At 65.9% G+C, this 17,488-nt stretch carries 15 protein-coding genes; 7 read left to right on the top strand and 8 right to left on the bottom strand.

The annotated features are described in order from the left end of the window. The first annotated feature begins 4 nt into the window (after positions 1-4). From HL671_RS09300 to HL671_RS09285, 4 genes are all read left to right on the top strand, one after another. Entirely contained in the window at positions 5-1,363 is a 1,359-nt protein-coding gene (locus HL671_RS09300; RefSeq protein ID WP_172236215.1) for an NAD(P)H-dependent oxidoreductase, read from the top strand. Positions 1,364-1,408: 45 nt separating this feature from the next. Then, positions 1,409-1,795, top strand: a complete 387-nt coding sequence (locus HL671_RS09295) for a VOC family protein (protein WP_172236214.1) — start codon at positions 1,409-1,411, stop codon at positions 1,793-1,795. An 89-nt stretch (positions 1,796-1,884) separates the two neighbouring features. Then, positions 1,885-3,051, top strand: coding sequence for a CaiB/BaiF CoA transferase family protein (locus tag HL671_RS09290; RefSeq protein ID WP_172236213.1), 1,167 nt, complete (start codon positions 1,885-1,887; stop codon positions 3,049-3,051). Next, positions 3,048-3,968: an HpcH/HpaI aldolase/citrate lyase family protein gene (locus HL671_RS09285; protein ID WP_307769017.1), complete on the top strand. Its 921-nt coding sequence runs from the start codon at positions 3,048-3,050 to the stop codon at positions 3,966-3,968. Before HL671_RS09290 ends, HL671_RS09285 begins: the two co-directional genes overlap by 4 nt. Before the next feature lie 549 nt (positions 3,969-4,517). On the opposite strand, the gene HL671_RS09280 is transcribed toward HL671_RS09285, so the two are convergent. Then, positions 4,518-5,606, bottom strand: coding sequence for a tyrosine-type recombinase/integrase (locus HL671_RS09280; protein WP_172236212.1), 1,089 nt, complete (start codon positions 5,604-5,606; stop codon positions 4,518-4,520). 145 nt (positions 5,607-5,751) lie between these two features. Here HL671_RS09280 and dusA point away from each other — a divergent pair, with 145 nt between their 5' ends. Continuing rightward, complete coding sequence (gene dusA, locus HL671_RS09275; protein WP_172236211.1) at positions 5,752-6,771, top strand: tRNA dihydrouridine(20/20a) synthase DusA; 1,020 nt, start codon at positions 5,752-5,754, stop codon at positions 6,769-6,771. A 1-nt stretch (position 6,772) separates the two neighbouring features. Here dusA and HL671_RS09270 read toward each other — a convergent pair whose 3' ends face one another. The 7 genes from HL671_RS09270 to HL671_RS09240 form a co-directional block, all read right to left on the bottom strand. Next, positions 6,773-7,801, bottom strand: a complete 1,029-nt coding sequence (locus HL671_RS09270; protein WP_172236210.1) for a pyridoxal phosphate-dependent aminotransferase — start codon at positions 7,799-7,801, stop codon at positions 6,773-6,775. 62 nt (positions 7,802-7,863) lie between these two features. Next, on the bottom strand, positions 7,864-8,400 hold the full coding sequence (locus HL671_RS09265) for a TIGR02281 family clan AA aspartic protease (RefSeq protein WP_012043562.1): 537 nt from the start codon (positions 8,398-8,400) through the stop codon (positions 7,864-7,866). Between the two features lie 28 nt (positions 8,401-8,428). Next, a complete protein-coding gene (locus tag HL671_RS09260) occupies positions 8,429-8,626 on the bottom strand; it encodes a DUF1289 domain-containing protein (protein WP_012043563.1) in 198 nt (65 codons plus the stop codon). A gap of 47 nt (positions 8,627-8,673) precedes the next feature. Next, entirely contained in the window at positions 8,674-10,272 is a 1,599-nt protein-coding gene (locus tag HL671_RS09255; RefSeq protein WP_012043564.1) for a sensor histidine kinase, read from the bottom strand. A gap of 113 nt (positions 10,273-10,385) precedes the next feature. After that, a complete protein-coding gene (locus tag HL671_RS09250; protein ID WP_172236209.1) occupies positions 10,386-11,840 on the bottom strand; it encodes a PepSY domain-containing protein in 1,455 nt (484 codons plus the stop codon). Between the two features lie 6 nt (positions 11,841-11,846). Further along, positions 11,847-14,246: a TonB-dependent receptor gene (locus tag HL671_RS09245; protein WP_172236208.1), complete on the bottom strand. Its 2,400-nt coding sequence runs from the start codon at positions 14,244-14,246 to the stop codon at positions 11,847-11,849. Positions 14,247-14,588: 342 nt separating this feature from the next. Continuing rightward, positions 14,589-15,491, bottom strand: coding sequence for an NAD(P)-dependent oxidoreductase (locus HL671_RS09240; RefSeq protein WP_256374719.1), 903 nt, complete (start codon positions 15,489-15,491; stop codon positions 14,589-14,591). A gap of 228 nt (positions 15,492-15,719) precedes the next feature. Here HL671_RS09240 and HL671_RS09235 point away from each other — a divergent pair, with 228 nt between their 5' ends. Beyond that, positions 15,720-16,166: a VOC family protein gene (locus tag HL671_RS09235; RefSeq protein ID WP_012043568.1), complete on the top strand. Its 447-nt coding sequence runs from the start codon at positions 15,720-15,722 to the stop codon at positions 16,164-16,166. 132 nt (positions 16,167-16,298) lie between these two features. Beyond that, entirely contained in the window at positions 16,299-17,429 is a 1,131-nt protein-coding gene (locus HL671_RS09230) for an Mrp/NBP35 family ATP-binding protein (protein ID WP_172236207.1), read from the top strand. Positions 17,430-17,488: the final 59 nt, after the last annotated feature.

The following is a 17,488-nucleotide window of genomic DNA, read 5'->3' as shown; positions in this document are numbered from 1 at the left end:
ATCCATGAACCTCTATGCCAAGCTCATGGGGCGCGCCGTGGCCCGTCGGCCGATCAAGGTCGGGCTGATCGGCGCCGGCAAGTTCGGTGCGATGTATCTGCACCAGGTGCTGCGCACGCCCGGCATCCATCTGGTCGGCATTGCCGATCTGTCGCCGGCCCGCGCCATCGAGAACCTCAAGCGCGTCGGCTGGACTGAGGAGCGCTATGCCGCCACGTCGCTGGATGATGCCCTGCGCCATGGCACGACGTTCGTCACCGACGACTGGCAGGCGCTGATTGCGTGCGGCGCGATCGACGTTGTCGCGGAATGCACCGGCAACCCGGTCGCCGCCGTCGAGCATTGTCTCGCGGCCTTTGCTGCCGGCAAGCCGATCATCAACGTCACGGTCGAGGCCGATGCGTTCTGCGGACCCATCCTGGCGCACAAGGCGCGGCAGGCGGGCGTCATCTACAGCCTCGCCTATGGCGACCAGCCGGCGCTGGCCTGCGATCTCGTCGACTGGGCGCGTGCCTGCGGCTTCCCCGTGGTGGCGGCCGGACGCGGCCACAAATGGCTGCCGCAATATCGGGAATCGACGCCGGAGACGGTGTGGGATCATTGGGGCCTCACCGCGGAGCAGGCCGCGCGCGGCGGCATGAATCCGAAAATGTTCAACGCCTTTCTGGATGGATCCAAGCCGGCGATCGAATCGGCGGCGATCGCCAATGCCACCGGGCTCGCTGCACCGTCTGAGGGGCTGGCCTTTCCGCCGGGATCGGTCGACGACATTCCGACCTTGATGCGGCCGCGCGCGGAGGGCGGCGTGCTCGAGGCCAAGGGCCAGGTCGAGGTGGTGTCCTGCCTCACCACGGACGGGCGTCCGATCGCCAACGACATCCGCAAGGGCGTCTGGGTGTGCTTCGAGGGTGACAGCGAGTACATCCGCAACTGCTTCGAGGAGTACAACGTCGTCACCGATCCGAGCGGCCGCTACATGAGCGCCTACAAGAAATGGCATCTGATCGGCCTCGAGCTCGGCATCTCCGTGGCCTCGATCGCGCTGCGCGGCGAGCCGACCGGCGTCGCCACCTGCTTCAACGCCGACGTTGCCGCCACCGCGAAGCGCGACCTGAAGCCCGGCGACGTGCTCGATGGCGAGGGCGGCTATACCGTGTTCGGCAAGCTGACGCCGGCGGAGACCTCGCTCGATCATGGCTATCTTCCGCTCGGCCTCGCGCACCAGGTGCGGCTGGTCCGTCCGGTGGCGAAGGACGCCTGCATCACCTGGTCGGATGTCGCGATCGACGAGACCCTGCCGGCGGTGCGGCTGCGTCGCGAGCAGGAGGCGCTGCATATGCCGGCCGCCCGCCGGCATGCGTAACAAGGCAGACGATGATGAGTGCGTCGCGACGAAGGGAGAAACGAGATGGTGCGGATCGATCGTCTTGATCATCTGGTGCTGACCGTCGCCGACATCGAGGCGACCTGTCGCTTCTATGTCGCGGCCTGCGGCATGACGGTCGACACGTTTGCCGGCGGCCGCAAGGCTCTGAAGTTCGGGCGGCAGAAGATCAACCTGCATCAGGTCGGCAAGGAGTTCGAGCCGAAGGCGCTGCGGCCGACCAGCGGGTCCGCCGACTTCTGCCTGATCACCGCGACGCCGCTCGAGGATGTCGTCCGGCACCTGCAGGCCAACGGCATCGCCATCGAGGAGGGCATCGTCGATCGCACCGGCGCGTGCGGACCGATCCGCTCGGTCTACATCCGCGATCCCGACCGCAACCTCGTCGAGATTTCCAACGAAGTGTCCTGACACCGAAAGGTCCGGCGGCGCCGGCGCATCGGCTTGCTGCCGATCGAGGCCTCGTCGTACTCTTCCATAAGGCAGCGAGAGAACGAGACATGGCTGACGGCAGCAGACTTCCCTTGTCCGGCCTCGTGGTCGTCTCGGTCGAGCAGGCGATTGCTGCGCCGCTCGCCTCCCGGCATCTCGCCGATTGGGGCGCCCGTGTCATCAAGATCGAGCGGCCCGGAGTCGGAGACTTCTGCCGGGACTACGACCATGTGATGAACGGGATGTCGAGCCAGTTCGTCTGGACCAACAGGTCGAAGGAGAGTCTGGCGATCGACATCAAGAGCGCCGAAGGACGCAAGGTGCTCGACGCGCTGCTGGCGCAGGCCGACGTGTTCGTCCAAAACCTCGCGCCGGGCGCGGCCGAGCGGCTCGGTCTCGACGCGACGGCCCTGGTGGCGAGATTCCCGCGGCTGATCGCCTGCGACGTGTCCGGCTATGGCCCTGGCGGGCCCTACAGCAACAAAAAGGCCTATGATCTGCTGGTGCAATGCGAGGGCAGCGTGCTGGCGGTCAATGGCACCGAGGCCGAGCCGGCGAAAGTTGGACTCTCGATCGTCGATATCGCCACCGGCATGTACATCCTGAACGGCGTGCTGATGGCGCTCTATCACCGGGAGCGGACGGGCACAGGCCTCGCCTTCCAGGTCTCGCTGTTCGATTCGATCACCGAATGGATGAGCTACCCGGCGTATTATGCCCATGGCAGCGGCCGTCCGCTTCCTCGCACCGGCGCCAAGCATGCGACCATCGCGCCCTACGGGCCGTTCCGCGTCGGCGACGGCCGCACGGTGTTTTTCGGCATCCAGAACGACCGCGAATGGCGCTCCTTCTGCGCCGTCGTGCTCGGCGATGCGGAGTTCGCCGACGATCCGCGCTTCAGCACCAATCCGTTGCGGATGCAGCATCGAGAGGCGCTCGAGGCGCATATCGAGGCCCGCTTCGCCGCGCTGACCAGTGCCGAGGCGCTGGCCCTGCTCGACCGTGCATCGATCGCCAATGCGGAGATGAATTCGGTCGAGCGCTTCCTGAGCCATGAGCAGCTTCGCGCGCGATCACGGATCACGAGCGTGGACTCACCCGGTGGACCTCTGATGAGCTTCCTGCCGCCGCTGACCATTCCGGGTATGTCGCCGCGCATGGGGCCGGTGCCGGCTCTCGGCGAGCACAACGCGGCCATCCTCGCCGAATTGCAGCGGCCGGAGGACGCCCAGTGAGCGCGCGACCGACACGGACCTACCTGGCGGTGCCCGGACATCGGCCGCGCATGGTCGCGGGGGCTGCGCGATCGCCGGCCGATGCCGTGTTCATCGATCTGGAGGATGCGGTTCCGCCCGCGGAGAAGGCTGCGGCGCTTGCGGGGGCGGTGACGGCGCTCGCCGAGCTGGACTGGGGCCACAAACTGGTCTCCGTTCGCGTCAACGCGGCTGATAGTCCGTCCGTCGCAGAGGAGCTGCGCGCGCTCGCCTTGTGTCCGCGGCTCGATGCGGTGATCCTACCGAAGGCGGAGCAGGTCGGCACGGTCGCCGCAACGGCGCAGGCGCTGAGCGCAGCCGCACCGGCGCGGGCGCGGCCGGTCGCGATCGAATTGCTGATCGAGACGGCGAGGGGGCTCGTCAATGTGGAGGCCCTGGCGGCGGCTCACCCCGATGTCGGCGCGCTGCATCTCGGGGTCGGCGATCTCGCGGCCTCGATCGGCGCGCGCTCCTCGACCATCGGCGCCTCGCCGTCGAGCTACCGTCACGTCGGCGGCCCGGATGCCAGCTACGAGAGCGTGCCGCTGGATCTGTTCGCCTATCCGATGATGCGTCTGCTGGTCGCCGCCCGCGCCTTCGGCCTGCGCGCGATCGATGGGCCGTGCGGCGATTTCAAGGACGCCAGGTTGACCGAGGCTAGCGCGGTGAAGGCCGCCGCGATGGGCTTCGACGGCAAGCAGGTGATCCATCCCGACCAGATCGCCGTGACGAAGCGCGCCTTCCTCCCCTCCGAGCAGGAGGTCGCGACGGCGCGCCGCATCGTCGAGGCCATGGAGCAGGCCGAGGCGCACGGCCATGGCGCGGTGACGCTCGACGGCAAGATGATCGACTACGCCAATGTCAGGATGGCACAACGCGTGGTTCTGCTCGCAACCTGAAGGACGCCCTACGGCTGGAGGTCAGAGAGCGCCGCCCATGGCGCCATGATGGGGGGGAGGCAGCTTTCACACCCGCTTTCAGCCATCTCGACCCCGGGGACGGTGTGTGCCGTCGGAGTTGAGCGTTTGGCACCAAGACGCCTGCGCCCTGCGCCCCTGCACGCCCGCATTCATTGGAAGGACGACCTTCGGGCGAAGCGTGACAACTCGACTACCGACGTCATTCGCTCGCTGGTCAGAAGACAAGGTCGTGGATTACCCGATGTAGGGACCCGAGACCCGAACCGCCTAACGAGATGGTCTATTCCCCGGTGCATGAGCCGAAGTCGCATACAAACAAGCACCGACTTGGGCCATGTTCCGGGTGGAAAGTCGGATACTAGCAAACAGTTTCGTCAGAAAGATCGGTCGAAGTTCCGACGATCGCGCGCAAGGTAGAGCGTACACTGCCGGCCAGCTTTCAAAAATGCGCACTCGATTGAATGAGAGGATATCGTCGATCACTCCCTGGGCACCTACGGCTTCTCATAGGACACCGGTCAACGAAGCTCATCCGGGAGCTGTCTTCACTGTAACGACCTCCAGCCACTTCCAGCCTTCATACTTGTTCCCCGTCTGCCGGAGATGCGTGTATCGCTTCAGGCTCGACCAGGAACGATGGCCTGAGACGGCTGCGACTTGGGGAACGTTGTGGCCCATTTCAAATAGCCTGGAAACGCCGTCGTGGCGGAGATCGTGGAAATGCAGATCCACGATGCCGAGCAGTTGGCATGCGCGCGTGAATCCCATGCCGATTGCGTCGGTCGTGTAGGGAAAGATCTCATCGGTATCCGAAGGCATGGATTGTGCGACGTGGAGAGCCTCAGCGGGGAGATCGCACCAGACGTCGTTCCCGAGCTTCTCGCCAGGGTTTTTCATGTCACGCACCAGAATCTTGCTTCCGACCTCATCGAGGTCGGCTCGCCTCAGCCGCGTGATTTCCTCGAGACGTCGCGTTGAGAAGATTGCGAATGCAATGACCTTCTGCATCGGCACAGACGAGGGCCGCCTTTGCTGCCGTTCGCCGAAATGCTGCATCAGCAGATCGAGTTCCGCCAAGCTCGGGCGCCGCTCCCGTGTCCGGCTCTTGCTCGTGATCCCCAGCCTCTTGGCGACGACGAAGGCGTCCTTCATGGCAGCCTGGTCGAGCGGATATCCCCAAGCCGGGCGTGCGATCGCGAAGATGGCCGCGAGGTGTGAGAGATAGTTGCTGACGGTCTGGGGTTGGACTTTGCTTACCAGCTGGTTGGCGAATTCCACGAGGTCGGTGCTATCGATCGTTGAGCACCTTCGCTGCGCAATCTCGTAGCCTTTGATTGCGTTCAGGACCTGCGCCTTGGTGCGCCCGACCTCCTTCTTGGACTCGGAAACGTAGCGCTCGATGACGTCGGAGAGGACGGGGTCGAGACCTTTTTCCTGATCGAGCCCTCCTGGTGCCGCCAGCTCCTTTTCCCGTCTCTCCAGCCAGGCTGCGGCCGCCTGCCTCCGGTCGAATGTTCGAGCCTCCCGGTGCAGAATGGCGCCGCCGCGCTTGATGAGGACCTGGGCCAGATGGGCGGTGGTCCCGTCTTTGCGCTTGCGAGCGGTGATCGTTCCCATTAGGTGCCTCTAGGGGTGCCGGATTCCGGTACAACATCAATCTCTCCGGTACAACATTGTTGTACCGAGGGGCGCAAAATGGGTGAAAATCGGTGGAGATCGGCGTCAACAGGCGGATATCGGATGCTCCCGGTACGACTTGTAAATGACTGAAAATACGAATAAATCTACGATATCAACGCGTTGGCGCTTCGCCGTGGCGCCGATGATGGATTGGACCGACCGGCACTGCCGGGTGTTTCACCGCCTGCTGTCGCGGCGGGCGCTGCTCTATACCGAGATGGTCACCACCGGCGCCGTCATTCATGGCGATCGGAAGCGGCTGCTCGGCTTCGATGCGAGCGAGCATCCGGTGGCGCTGCAGCTTGGCGGGTCCGATCCGGCCGATCTCGCGACCTCGGCGCGGATCGGCGAAGACTTCGGTTATGACGAAATCAATCTCAATGTCGGCTGTCCTTCCGACCGGGTCAAGGATGGCCGCTTCGGCGCCTGCCTGATGGCGGAGCCTGAGCTCGTCGCCGCCTGCGTCGCGGCGATGAAGCGCGCGGTGCGCATTCCCGTCACGGTGAAATGCCGCATCGGGATCGATGACCAGGATCCGGAGCTCGCGCTCGATACGCTGGCGGATGCGGTGGTCGATGCGGGCGCCGACGCGCTGATCGTGCATGCGCGCAAGGCCTGGCTGAACGGCCTGTCGCCCAAGGAGAACCGCGACATCCCGCCGCTCGATTACGACCGGGTCTATCGGCTGAAGGCGAGGCTGCCGAACGTGCCGGTCATCATCAATGGCGGCATCACCAGCATCGCGGCGGCGCAAGCGCATCTGGCTCACGTCGATGGCGTGATGCTCGGGCGCGCCGCCTATCAGGAACCGTGGCAGTTGCTCGACGTCGATCCCATGCTGTTCGGCGACGCCGCGCCGCATCGGAGCATGAAAGACGCGTTGGCGGCGCTCGAGCCCTATATTGAACGCCAACTCCGGGAGGGCTCGCGGCTGCACGCGATCACGCGGCATCTGGTCGGCGCCTATCACGCGGTGCCGGGCGCGCGCGCCTTTCGCCGTCATCTCGCCGAGCGCGGCGTCAAGCCGGATGCCGGGATCGAGGTGCTGCGCGAGGCGGTGGCGATGGTCGAGGAGCGTGCGCCGGCGGCCGCGTTCGCCTGACTCATCCGCTGGCCGGCAGCAGTTCTGCCACGGCCTGGCGCGCAATCGCATTTTCGACCGGCAGTCCGATCGAGATGCGCAGCCAAGCGTCAAATTGTGGCTGTGCACGGCCGATGATGATGCCGCGGGCGGCGAGCGCCGCCGCAGCCTCGGCATGCGGCCGGCCGCAATCGAAGAACACGAAGTTGGCCTGTGAGGCGCTGAAGCGGCGCCCGCGAGCGCGCAGCAGCGCATGCCAGGCCTCGCGCTCGGCCGCGACCTTGGTACGAACCGAAGCGACGTAGTCGTGATCACCGAGGCTCGCGGTGGCGGCGACCAGGCTCAGCCGGCTCAGTCCGAAAAACGCGCCGATGCCCATCTGCTTCAGCGCAGCGGCCAGCGGCTTCGGAGCCAGCGTGTAGCCGATCGCGAGACTTGCGAGTCCGAAGATCTTGGAGAATGTCCGGAACACGGCGACATTGCCGCCCTCGCGCACCAGCGGCGCAACGCTGCGGGCGGCAAAGTCCGGCATGAATTCGAGATAGGCCTCGTCGACGATCACGAGCGTGCGTGCCGACAAGTCGCGCACCGCCGCGATGAAGGCGGCGGTGTCGCTGACCGTGCCCGAGGGGTTGTGCGGATTGACGAGATACACCGCGCGCGTGGTGCCGTCGACCACCGCCGCGATGGCCGGCAGGTCGTTCTCCAGCGCGGCATTCAGCGGCACGCCGACCACGCGGCCGCCGGCCGGTGTCACCGCATCGACCAGCGCCGTGTAGCCCGGCTCGGAGTAGACGAATGTGCCGCCGCGTCCGCCGCGCGCGGACAGATATAGTCCGAGCACGTTGAGGTTCTCGCCGAGCACGATCTGCTCCGGCGCGATGTTTTCACGCGCGGCAATGGCCGCCGTGAGATCGTCGAGCTCCCGGCCGGTGTAGCGGGCAAGGCCGGACAGATCGGCCTTGATGGCGTCGATCGCCGCAGGCGATGGCCCGAGCGGAGTCTCGTTGAGGGCCAGTCGGATCGATGGTGGGGGCAGGGCATCGGCCATGGCTGGAATCTAGGCCGGGACCTGCCGCCCGCGCAAGCGAACGGACCGCCGCCGCGGCGGCCTCAGCTGCGCTCTGGATAGCCGTGCAGCATCAGCCGGTCGGAGCGCACCTCCCAGCGTTCGAGCCGGTCGAGGAAGCTCATGCCGAGCAGATTCGTTTTCATCTGGCCGTGCGGCACCACCAGCGCCGGCACGGAGCGCTCCACCAGCCGGCCGATCGCGAGCCGATCGAGCGTCAGCCGCGCCGCCTTGGTGTGGCCGCCGGCGGTCTCGACATCGACATCGTAGTTGAGCAGCTCGAGCGGCAGGCCTGCCGCCTTGGCGGTCTCATAGGTCAGCACCACCGATGTCGCGCCGGTGTCGACGACCATCGGCGCGGTGACGCCGTTGATCTTGGCGCGCAGCGCAAACTCGCCGCCGCGGGTGCGCTCGATCTCGACCGCGTTGGTCGGTGGGCTTGCCTTGGCGCGGAAGGCGCGGCTGCGCAGCATCTCCGAAACGGTGTCGCTCGCCAGCGCAGCCTGTTCGGGATCCTTGTAGACGATCACGGCACTTGCGGTGGTCACCATGGTGACCAGGACGAGCACGACCTTGTTCATGCCAGGCCTCCCGTCGATGCCGCCGCGCTCAGTCGCGCCGGCGTCCCATCGCGGCGAGGCCGGCGTCGTGCATCCGCGCGGCCAGCCCGTCCATCAGGGCCAGACGCTCGTCGGCTGACATGCGCCCCCAGCGGGCGATCTCCGGCAAGGTGCGGCCGCAGCCGAAGCAGAGCTTGGTCTTGGGATCGATCATGCAGACAGCGATGCATGGTGTATCTTGGCTCATCATGCGAGTGTGAAAGCTTCTGGCACTGTTTTGCAAGTGCAATCATCTCACAGTCCCGTTCCGGCATTCATGATCGGTTTGCGGAGCAGCCGGCGTTTCTCCTGGGCAGGTGCGGCGACCGTCTCGGGCTGCAGCGGCGGCGCCTCGTCCGACAACGGGGCGAGCGCCGACATTACCCGCTCGGGCGGGAACGTGACGATCACCTCGGTGCCGATGCGGACCTTCGACTTCAACGTGAAGGTGCCGCCATGCATCTCGATGAGGTTCTTGGCGATGGGGAGGCCGAGGCCCGCGCCCTGTTCGGCCGATTTGATCGAGTTCGAGCCCTGGCCGAACGAGGCGAGCACGATCGGGATCTCGTTCTCGGGAATCCCGGAGCCGGTGTCCTTGACGCTGAGATACTGGCCGCCCGATGCGGTCCATCCGGCCTTCAGCCAGATCTCGCCACCTTGCGGCGTGAACTTGATGGCGTTGGAGAGCAGGTTGAGCACGACCTGGCGGATCGCCCGCTCGTCGGCCCACAAGCGCGGCATGTTCTGCTCGAACACTTCATGGATGGTCAGGCCACGGCTGGACGCCCGCAGCTTCAACAGATGATGGCAGTCGGCCACCACATGCACCAGTGCCACGGCTTCCTCATTAAGCTCGTAGCGGCCGGCCTCGATGCGCGAAAGGTCGAGGATCTCGTTGATCAGGTTCAGCAGGTGGACGCCGGAATTGTGGATGTCGGCGGAATACTCCTTGTACACCGGCACCGCATGCGCGCCGAAGATCTCGCTCTTCATCACCTCGGAGAAGCCGAGAATGGCGTTCAGCGGCGTGCGCAGCTCATGGCTCATCTGGGCGAGAAAGCGCGACTTCGCCACGTTGGCGGCTTCGGCGCGATAGCGCGCCTCGTCGGAGATCGCCTTGGCCTGTTCGAGCTCGCCGATCAGCGCATCCTTCTCGGCGCGCGCCTCGAGGGTCGCGAGCGTGGTCGAATGCAGCTGATGGGCGAGCAGAACGAAATAGCCTTCGGCCGCGACCGCGAACGCGGCGAGCAGGTAATTGTCGAACGTGCCCGACAGCGCCAGGCTCAGCGTGATCGCGACCGTCACCGGCGCGGTGACGGCGACGGCGGCGACGGGCAGGTTGGCGGCGAGCATGCTGGAGACGGCGATCACCAGCAGCATCAGGAACATCATCAGCGTGCCCGACACCTCCGCGAGCGCGGGATGGATCAGGATCGCCATCCAGCACACGCCGTAGAGCAGGTCGAGCAGCACGAAGCGCGTGCGCCAGCGCCGGGTCGCCGCCATCGACGGCTGGTCGGCGAGGAAGTTCGAGCAGTTGCGCACGATCGCGGCGTGGATGCAGAGCACGCCGCAGGTCCAGGCGCCGGCCGCCAGCGCATGCAGCCAGACGCTGAGCATCAGCCCGGTCGCCACGACCAGCAGCATCACGATGTAGGATGCGGAGATGCGAGTCTGCGCATATTGGCGCAGCAATTCGCGATCGAAGGCTGGCCGCGTTCCCGATGTCGATGTCAATCGATCGCGCGCCTCGCGCACCCGCTGCTGCGCGGCCCGACGCTGGCTTGCCGGTGCAAGCGCCGGCGTATCGGCCGGAAGCTCGACGACTTCGGGCTTTTCAGCGGGTCTACTCATCAACAACACGAATCCTGCCCGTGGCCATACGGGCTGCTTTCTGCATCTTCTATAACTGGCTCTAAATCCTTAAGACGGATTATAGACAACGAAAAATTTGCGTTAACGCCGCGTTAAGAGGCCGGCTTCCGCCGCGCGGCGATGCCGAGAAAACGCAGCCTCCGCCAGCCGATCACGACGCCGGTGATGCTGAAGGCGAAGCCGCAGGCGCAGAGGCCGACGATGACAAGCGTGCGCAGCGTCGGGTGGGCCAGCAGGCTGGGGAAGTCCAGCGTGTGCAGCGCCTGATAAAGCCAGCGATAAGCGCGCCGGGAGGAGTCGAGCTTCTCGAGCAGGGCGCCCGAGGCGGCGTCGACATGATACCAGGCGTCACCGCAGACGATGCGATAGACCGGCGCTCCCGGGACGTCGGAGACGAAAGGATAATCGTCGCCCGCTTCGACCTCGGTCGCGCGCCCGCAATGGCCGCCCAGGTGATCCGCCGTGGCATTGATATCGGCGGGCTGCAGGAAGCGGCCGACCGGTCGCCAGGTCGCGCGGTCGCGCACCGAGATCTGCTGCTGGCCGAGGGCCCGCCGTGCGCGCTGATACAGGCGGCCGCCGAACGCAAACCATTCGATCTCGCGGACGTCGCCAGACAGGCCCGTCGGAGGGATGGTGGTCAGGGCGCTCCAGTCGGGGACGCCGATGAGGACGGCGTCCTCCGAAGCCGTGAGCTGGCCGGTCGCGAACAATCGACCATGGTCCATCGACAGCCAGCCGCTGACGATCCAGGTCAGGACGAACTGCATGCAGATCAGGCCGGCCCAGTGATGCCACAGGTGCCAGCTGCGGTAGCGCGACGACAGGCGTGCTTTGCGCAACCGCAGCCGGAGCGGACCGAGCAGGGCACCGGTGACGGCGGCAATCGCCGCCGCGAGCGAGAGCCACCAGACCGTGACGTTCCAGGCCGCCCAATCTCTGCGCAGCACAGTCGGGTAGATCCAGTGCACGACGCTGCCGACATAGTTCCAGCCGCGTTCGAAGCGTGTCGTGTCGAGCACGACCTCTCCGGTGCGCGAGGAGACGTAAAACTCGGTGCCGTCGGCATCGTTCAGCGCGATGCGATGCAGCGGGCGGTGCGCATCGAACCGGTTCGGCACCGTCCATTGATCGTAATCGCCGAGCGCCGCGATCGCGGCGCCCGCGGCGTCGAGCCCGCGCCGCTGTGCGGCGGCGCGGGCGATCGCCAAAGCGAGGTCGGGATCGGTGACGTCGGCCGCGGCAAGGCTGTCGGCATGGATCGCCACCTCGCGACCCGGCGTGGCAATGACGTAGACCGCGCCATCGACGCGCTGCATCAGCCGCATGCGGCGGGCAGGTTGGCTGCCCAGGCTGGCGAGCGCCTCTGCCGGGGCGTGCAGCGGCACAGCGAGATCGAGCGGCGCCAGTCCTGCGAAGCGCTCGCCCTCCGTCTGTGCCGGGAACGGCACGAAGTGCATCACGATGCCGGTCGCGAACCACAGCATGAACAGCGGACCGAGCAGAATGCTGAGCCAGCGATGCGTGAGGATCAGCGCCCGGATCATGCGGCCCTAGAACTTGAACGAGGCTTCGACCTCGTAGGTGCGGGGCGCGCCGAGGAAGATCTGGTCGGGATAGAACGGATCGCTCCAGGCCGCATAGCGCTTGTCGGTGACGTTGCGGACGCGGAAGGCGAGGCGCGTGCTGGTCGCGGTGGCGAACAGCGGCACCTTCGGCAGGTCGATGAAGGCGAACAGGTCGGCCGTGGTATAGGCGAGCAGCTTCACCGTGTTGGCATCGGTGCTCCAGCGGTCGCCGACATGGCGCACGGAGAAACCGAGTTCGACCGGCCACCAGCCCGGATTGAGGAAGCGGTAGGAGCCGCCGCCATTGACGATGACAGCCGGAATGTTCGGCGGCGTGTTGCCGGAGAACGAGCCGCCATTGGCAAGATCGTAGTCGGCGTAGCGTGCGCGCACATAGGCGACGTTGCCCCAGAGCCTGGTCTCCGTCGTCGGCCGCACGGCGGCGGCCAGCTCGATGCCCTGGGACTTCACCTTGCCGGCGAGGTTGAGCTGCTGGCCGGCCTGGGCGCTGTAGACATTGTTGCGCTCGATGTCGAACGCCGAGAAGGTCCACTCTGCGCGGCCGTTCCACACGAGCTGCTTGACGCCGGTCTCGTAGCTGCGGGAGTCCGACAGCGTAAGGTTCTGCGTCGGGCTGAGCAGGAAGATGCTGTCGGCCGAGATGTCGCTCGCGGTCGCATATTGGCTGTAGAAGGTCGTCCCCGGCAGCGCTTCCCACGTATAGCCGATGCGGCCGGTGACCGGCTGCCAGCTCTTGGAATAGGGGAAGCCCGGCCGCTCGGCGCCATTCCGGATCCAGTTGCGGTCGAGCGTGAACGGATTGTAGCGCAGGCCGCCGACTAGCGCGAAGCTGTCCGTCAGCTTCAGCCGGTCCTCGAGATTGATCGCGACGCTGTCGATGGCGGCAGTCTGTAATTGTGTCGTCAGCAGGCCATAGGTACCGCGGTCGAAGCCGACCAGCGGGACCGACTCGCCGGGAAAGTTCGCCGCGCCGGGCCGCGTGAAGTCGGTGTGCGAGCTCTCGACCGACGCGACCATGCGATTGGACAGGCCGAAGATACTGCCGTTCCAGGTGACGTCGGTGACGTTGCCGACGATGTTGTGGTTGTGGTGGACGAAGAAGCGCTCGCGGTCGACCAGGTTGGTCCCGGCGTTGAACGCCGACACCTCGTTGTTGTACCAGTCGCGGCTGGCATTGTAGTTGTAGATCTGGCTCCGCAGCGTGACGGCGTTGTTGAGGTCCCATTCGAAGCCGCTGCGCACCCATGACTCCTTGATGGTTTTGTGGCCGTCGATCACATTGTAGTTGGTCGACAGCGTGCGGCCATCGATCGTGACGGCGCCGAGATTGGTGCCGTTGTAGTCGGAGACCTTGGTGCCCGAAACGATGCCGCTGGTCGCATTCGCGCCACTGAAGGCCACCGGCACCAGCGGTGTGCCTTCATAGGGCTTGGCCTTGTAGTCCTTGAACTCGGCCGCGACGAAGGTCCTGAAGCTGTCGGACAGGCGATAGTTCAATTGGCCCGAGACGTGGACGTTCTTGAACTCGGTGTCGTCGATGAAGCCGACTTCCCTGGTGCGGCTGATGTCGAAGCGGTAGTCGAGCCCCCGGACGGTCGTGCTGCCGCCCGAGCCGAAGCCGCTGCGGAACGTGCCGCGCTGGTCGAAGCCGATGAAGGCCTCGCTCTCGACCGGGCCGGTGTGCGGCGCCTTGGTCACGAAGTTGATGGTGCCGCCGACCGCGCCCTGGCCTGAGCTCAGCGAGGAGGGGCCTTTCAGAAACTCGACGCGATCGAGGTTGAAGGTCTCCATCGTCAGCGCGGTGAATCCGGTCGGCCCGATGTTGATGCCGTTGTAGAGCACATTGATCTGGTTGCCCTGGAAGCCGCGCATCGCGAAGCCGACATCGTTCGGCGCATCGCCCGCGCTGACGCCGGTGGCACCCTTCACCGCATCGACAGTCGTGTGATAGCCCTGCTCGCGCAGCGTCTCGGCGCCGATCACTTCAACTGTTGCCGGGATCTCCCGCGCCGTCAGTCCGAGCCGGCTGCCGCTGGCCGGCGTCGCATTGCCATTGAGCGGGGTGGTGGCCGTGGGGCCGGTGGTGGCGGACGACAAGGCTGCTGCCGGGGAGGACGCCGGCGGACGTCGCGGCGCAGAACTCGCGGTCTGCGCGGCGGTCGGTCGCGCGGAGGGGGCGCGGCCGTCGACCGGTCGCGGGCGTGGTGCATCGACCGTGACGCCGGGCAGAACGGTTTCCGCCGCCGGCTTTCCCGACGAATTGGCGGCCTGCTGCGCATGTGCCATGGGCGCGGGCGCCCAGCCCCAGCCTGCCGCAACCAGCCCCGCCAGCGATATCGAACCCCAGACGTCCCGCGCGCTCATTCCAATCCCCACCGCGGGTCGGCTGTGCCGGCGTCCCGCGTCCCCAAGCCATGCGTTCATGATGACGGAGACGAGTTAGCCGAAAATCGGAAGAATGTAATGTTATAACATTACATTTCCTTCTTTCCGCCACGGGCTGTCTCGTTTCGGCAACAGTTGCGAACGACTAGCGATTGCAATCGGTAACAGCGAGTCGTGATGCGCACAATGGCGATGCGACCTGCCATCGCGCGTGGCTCGGTGCACTGGGGGGAGCGAGAGAGAGGGGACTCGCCGCCAAGCGAGGCGAGCGCTCTGCCGCGCACGCAAGGCGGCGGCAGAGCCGGATCGATATTCGTCTTGTTACTTCTCCAGCCGGGCCAGCAGACTGGACGTATCCCAACGCTTGCCGCCAAGCTTCTCGACCTCGGAGTAGAACTGGTCGACCAGCGCGGTCACCGGCAGATGGGCGCCGTTGCGGCGCGCTTCGTTGAGGCAGATCGACAGGTCCTTGCGCATCCATTCCACTGCAAAACCAAAATCATATTTGCCGTCGTTCATGGTCTTGTAGCGGTTCTCCATCTGCCAGGACTGGGCAGCGCCCTTGGAGATGGTCTCGATCACGGCTGCGACGTCGAGGCCCGACTTCTTCGCGAAATGGATGCCTTCGGACAGGCCCTGAACGAGGCCGGCGATGCAGATTTGGTTGACCATCTTGGTCAGTTGGCCGCTGCCGGCCGGTCCGAGCAGCTTGCACATCCTTGCATAGGCCGCGATGACCGGCTCGGCGCCGGCATAGGCCTCCGCGGTGCCGCCGCACATCACAGTGAGAACGCCGTTCTCGGCGCCGGCCTGGCCGCCGGACACCGGTGCGTCGATGAATTTGAAGCCGGCCTTGGTGGCTGCCGCGTCCAGCTCACGTGCCACTTCAGCCGAGGCGGTGGTGTGGTCGACGAAGGTCGCGCCCTTGCTCATGCCGGCGAAGGCGCCGTCGGCGCCGATCGTCACCGAGCGCAGGTCGTTGTCGTTGCCGACGCAGCACATCACGAAGTCCTGGCCCTCGGCGGCCTGCTTCGGCGTTGCGGCGGTCTTGCCGCCGAACTTGTCGGCCCATTCCTTCGCCTTGGCCGCGGTGCGGTTATAGACCGTGACCTCGTGACCACCCTTCTTCACGAGATGTCCTGCCATGGGGAAACCCATGACGCCGAGACCGATGAAAGCGACTTTAGCCATATGAGCTACCTTGACCTTGGGTTCTGCCGACAGCCTTGAGAGGGCCGGGCTGTTCTTGGAAGGAACACATCAGCACCCCGCGCGGCTCGCGGCGGCGTGCTGGACGCCGCACCATAACGGCTTGCGAGGCGGGGGCAACGGCTTCGTGACGGATGCGAAAGCGGGACTGTGTGCTAAACAGGCCTGATCATGACGGCTTGCAAAGCCGTCATCCGGCTACGAAATCCGAATAACCAACGAACCAGCCAGGGAGTGTCCCGCATGGGCGTCAGCGTCGGCGTGCTCGATCATTTCAACATCCGGACCCGCAACCTTGCCGAGACGGTCCGCTTCTATGAGGACGTGCTCGGGCTGGAAAACGGCGCCCGGCCGAACTTCGCGTTTCCGGGCGCCTGGATGTACAGCGAGGGCCGGGCGGTGGTGCATCTGGTCGATATCTCGCCGACGTCAGAGGCACAAAAGCCTGATTCCGGCGTCGTCCATCACGTCGCCTTCGTCAGCCGTGGCTTCGCCGCCATGAAGGCGCGGCTCGCGGCCAAGGGCATGCCGTTCGAAGCCCGCCAGGTTCCGGGGGGTGAGCTGTGGCAGATCTTCGTGCGCGATCCGAACGGCGTGATGATCGAGCTCAATTACGAGGCAGCCAAGGAGCAGGCCGGGGATGCGCCGGTGGAGACCGCATCCGACATCGGAACCATGGTGGCGTTTTGAGCCGACCGGCATTATGAAGCAGCCCAACAGGAGGCCGGGCGGATGCTGTCGGCAACGACGGAAGATCATGTCCGGCCAAGACGATAGGGCGCGACGATGTGGCGCGTTCTGAACTTCTTCAGGAGACGCGCCGTGAGCGTGACGCAGCAGCAGGTTCTCGAGGCACTCAAGCGGGTCCGCTCGCCACGCGGCGTGGCGCTGACCGACGCCGGGGTGCTGTCGCCGATCACGGCCAATGACGGCAAGGTGTTCTTCTCCATCAATGTCGAGGCCAGCGAGGCGCGCGGCTGGGAGGACACCCGCGCCCAGGCGGAGGCGGCCGTGCGCGCCATTCCCGGCGTGACCATGGCCATGATCGCCCTGACCGCCGAGCGCAAGCCGGGCGCCGCGCCGCCGCCGCCACGGAGCTCCGGCGTGCAGCCGGTCTCGGCGCATCGTCCCCACCAGCATCAGCATCCGGCGGACTCGCCGATGTCGCGGCAGGCTGCGATTCCCGGCATCGGCGCGGTGATCGCGGTTGCCTCCGGCAAGGGCGGCGTCGGCAAGTCGACCACCGCGATCAACCTTGCGCTCGGTCTGCGCGACCTTGGGCTCAAGGTCGGGCTGCTCGATGCCGACATCTACGGACCGTCGGTGCCCAAGCTGACCGGCCTGCACGAGAAGCCGCAGCTCACGCCGGACAAGAAGATGATCCCGCTGTCGCGCTTCGGCCTTGCGATCATGTCGATCGGCTTCCTGGTCGAGGAGGACAGCCCGATGATCTGGCGCGGCCCGATGGTGATGTCGGCGATCAACCAGATGCTGCGCGAGGTCGCCTGGGGCACGCTCGACGTTCTGGTGGTCGACATGCCGCCGGGCACCGGCGATGCGCAGCTGACCCTGGCGCAGAACGTGCCGTTGAAGGGTGCGGTGATCGTATCGACGCCGCAGGATCTGTCGCTGATCGACGCCCGCCGGGGTCTTGCGATGTTCCGCAAGGTCAACGTGCCCGTGCTCGGGATCATCGAGAACATGAGCTACTTCCAGTGCCCGCAATGCGGCACGCGCTCGGACATTTTCGGCCATGGCGGCGCCCGCCACGAGGCCGAGCGGCTCGGCGTGCCCTTCCTCGGCGAGATCCCGCTGCACATGGATATCCGCTCGACCTCCGACGCCGGCACCCCGGTGGTGGAGAGCGACCCCAGCGGGCCGCATGCGGCGATCTACCGGACTATCGCTGCGTCGGTTCGGGATCAGATCAAGGGCGCCATCGCCGCGGCGTGACGCGCTGCAGCAATTTGCGTGCGACTATTGGACGGCCTGTCATTCCAACGTCGCGTTTT

It is taken from the genome of Bradyrhizobium denitrificans, from assembly GCF_013179005.1.
Taxonomy (GTDB): Bacteria; Pseudomonadota; Alphaproteobacteria; order Rhizobiales; family Xanthobacteraceae; genus Bradyrhizobium; species Bradyrhizobium denitrificans.
Note: the sequence above shows the minus strand (reverse complement) of the source record. Positions and strands in the feature narration are given on the sequence as shown.